This window comes from Brevundimonas sp. (genome assembly GCF_023259385.1).
Taxonomy (GTDB): domain Bacteria; phylum Pseudomonadota; class Alphaproteobacteria; order Caulobacterales; family Caulobacteraceae; genus Brevundimonas.
In genome coordinates this window covers 1-3245 of sequence record NZ_JAHFPF010000327.1, presented here as the reverse complement: position 1 = coordinate 3245, position 3245 = coordinate 1, and the positions used below count along the sequence as shown (strand labels likewise).

At 70.7% G+C, this 3245-nt stretch carries 2 protein-coding genes; one reads left to right on the top strand and one right to left on the bottom strand.

Translation table 11 applies throughout. From position 1 onward, the window contains the following. Positions 1-2416 (bottom strand): GH92 family glycosyl hydrolase (locus Q0C81_RS17690; protein ID WP_291841072.1); only part of this gene is annotated, 2416 nt, incomplete at its 3' end. Positions 2417-2560: 144 nt separating this feature from the next. On the opposite strand from Q0C81_RS17690, the gene Q0C81_RS17685 reads away from it, so the two are divergent. Next, a partial coding sequence (locus Q0C81_RS17685) for an aminotransferase class I/II-fold pyridoxal phosphate-dependent enzyme (RefSeq protein ID WP_291841070.1) occupies positions 2561-3245 on the top strand: 685 nt, incomplete at its 3' end.

Below are 3245 nucleotides of genomic sequence, written 5' to 3'. Positions count from 1 at the left end.
CGGCGCCCTGCTCCCGCCCCCAGTTGGTCGCCTCCGCCCGGTCCGTCAGGGTCAGGTCCAGACGGCCGCCCCGCTTCAGACGGTCCCAGCCCAGCCAGACCTGGTCGACCGCCTGCCCGTCCCAGCGCACGCCCGCGATGTACTGCGCCCGCGCCCCGCCGGCGCCCGGCGCCTTGATGCGCAGCGTCCGCCCCTCGCCCAGGTCGATCTCCACCGCCTCGAACCGCGGCGCGCCCACCAGCAGTTGCCCCGTCCCCGGCATCCCGGGGTACAGGCCCATCGCCCCGAACAGATACCAGGCGGACATGGTCCCCAGGTCGTCGTTGCCGGTGACGCCGTTGGGGGCGTTGGTGAACAGGGTCTGGGCGGCGCGGACCACCTCGGCCGTCCGGTCGGGCCGGCCCAGCAGGGTGTAGATCCACGGCGTGTGCATGGTCGGCTCGTTGTTCGGGTTGTAGCGGTGCTGGCCGTAATAGGCGTACGGCCCCGCCACCCACTCCGCCCGCGCGGCCTGTGGGTCGGCGGCGACCTTGTCGATGGCGAAGAAGCGGTCCAGCCGCGCCAGGGTGCGGTCCCTTCCGCCCATGGCCTCGCTCATCCCCGCCACATCCTGCGGGACCAGCCACTGGTACTGCCAGGCCGTGCCTTCGTGGAAGCCGTAGTGGGAGGTCGGGTCATAGGCGCCGGTCGGGGGCGTGAACCAGTCGCCGTCCTCCATGCGCGGGCGCGGGAAGCCGGTGAAGTCGCTCTGCGGATCCGCGACGCTCGCGTCCCAGACCCTGCGCCAGTTTCCGCCCCGCCGGCGCAGCGCCGCCGCGTCCGCCGTCCGGCCCAGCGCCTCGCCCATCAGCGCCAGCGAACAGTCGGCCAGCGCATATTCTATCGTCGCCGAGCCGCCGTGGTGCGGATCCGTGTCCATGCCCTTGGCCGGATAGGCGCGGTCGAACTGGACATAGCCGTTCGCCAGATAGCTGGGGTTGCCCGCCCGGCCGCCGTGGCGCGAGTTCAGCGGCGGCGTCTCGAAGGCGTTGCGGCGCAGCGCCGTCCACGCCTGTCGCTCCTGCCCCTCCAGCGCCCCGAAACGCCACAGGTCGACCAGGAAGGGTGTCACCGGGTCGCCGGTCATCACATTGGCCTCGAAGCTGGCGTAGCCCCAGCGCGGCAGCCAGCCGCCCTGTTCGTCGATGGCCAGCACCGAGCGGGCGATGTCGCGGGCCCGATCCGGCTTCAGCATGGCCAGCAGCTGGTTCTGGGACCGGTAGGTGTCCCACAGCGAAAAGTACTCGTGGTAGGTCCAGCCGTCGGCCACGTGGATCTGGTCGTCGTAGCCGCGATAGCGCCCGTCGGCGTCGCTGCCGGTCATGGGCTGCAGCAGGGCGTGGTACAGGGCGGTGTAGAAGACCGCGCGGGCGTCGTGATCGCCGCCGGCGACCCGCACGGCCCCCAGCTCGCGGTTCCAGGCGCCCTGGGCCGCGTCGCGCATGGCGTCGAAGCCGATCAGCCGCCCGTCGGCACGCCCCTCGGCCTCCAGATTGTTGCGCGCGCCCTCCTGATCGACATGCGAGATGGCGCTGACCGCCGTCACCGCCCGGCCGCCGGACAGATCGAACGTCACCCAGGCGCCGTTCCGGGGATCGTGCTCGCTCTCCATGCTGAAGCGCGCGCCCGGCGTTCCGCCCGCCTGCCCCCAGACGCCGAAGCCGCTGAACGGCCGGTCGAACTCGATGCGGAACCAGGTCGCGTACTGATGGCCGCCGCAGAAGCTCGAGGTCGTCACCTTGCCCTCGATGGCGCGGTCGCCGACGACGCGGACCTGGCTGCCGACGACGCGGTGGCGCTCATTGGCCTGGCTGACGTTGATCAGGACGTGGCCCTGCGTCTGGCCCGCCGCGAAGGTGTAGCGCTCGGCCGCCGCCCGGGTCAGAGCCGTGGCCTCCACGTCGATGCCGCCGTAGTCGGTCAGCCGCACCTTGTAATAGCCCGCCTGCCCCACCTCGCCCTCGTGGGTGTAGTGCGAGGCGTAGGCCTTGTGGTCGAAACTGTTGGCCTTGCTGGTGTCGAAGGCCCCGCCCGGCGCGATGGAGCCCGTCACCGGCAGCACCGACACCTGCCCGCCCTGCTCCCAGCAGCCGGCGCCCGAGACGAACGAGCGTCCAAAGCCCCGGATCGTCTCGTCGTCATAGCGCCAGCCCGCATAGTGCGAACCGATCGGACTGACCTGGATCAGGCCGAAGGGGGCCGAGGCGCCGGGGAAGGTGTTCCCCTCGTCCCGCGTGCCGATGAAGGTGTTCACCGCAGCCGAGGGACCGGGCGGAACCGGACCCGGCCGGGCCAGAACCGGGGCGGCCTGCGTCAGGCTCAGGGCGACGACCGCCGCCATCGCCCGTCCGATCCGGGCGATCGTCTTCCCCGTCATGGCTTCCTCCCCGAAGCGCTGTTTTGTGGTCGCGAACCTAGGGGGATGAGGGGCGGCTGTGAACCGGCAAGGAAGCGTAGCGTCTCGTCATTTGATCCCTCCTTCGCAACTGCGTAATGAGGACCGCCGTCCTCGGGAGTCGCCATGTCCAGCCTGCAGTCCTCCGCCCTCGCCCGCGTCAAGCCTTCGGCCACCCTCGCGGTGACCGCTCAGGCGCGGCAGCTGAAAGCGGAAGGCCGGGACGTGATCGGCCTGGGCGCCGGCGAACCGGACTTCGATACCCCCGAGAACATCAAACAGGCCGCCATCGACGCCATCACGCGCGGTGAGACGAAGTACACCGACGCCGACGGCATGCCCCAGCTGAAGTCCGCCATCTCGGCCAAGTTCAAGCGCGAGAACGGCCTGGACTACAGCCCGGCCCAGATCCACGTCGCCCCCGGCGGCAAGCCGGTCATCTTCAACGCCCTGGTCGCCACCCTGAACCCGGGCGATGAAGTCATCGTGCCCGCCCCCTACTGGGTCTCCTATCCGGACATGGTCCTGCTGGCCGGCGGCGAGCCCGTCACCGTGGTCGGCGAGGAGAAGGACGGCTTCAAGCTGCTGCCCGCCGTGCTTGAGGCGGCGATCACCCCCAGGACCCGCTGGCTGATCCTGAACAGCCCGTCCAACCCCACCGGCGCCGCCTATACCCGCGCCGAGCTGGAAGGTCTGGCCGAGGTGCTGCGTCGCCACCCGCACGTCTGGGTGCTGACCGACGACATGTACGAGCACCTCGTCTACGGCGACTTCGAATACACCACCATCGCCCAGGTGGCGCCGGACCTGA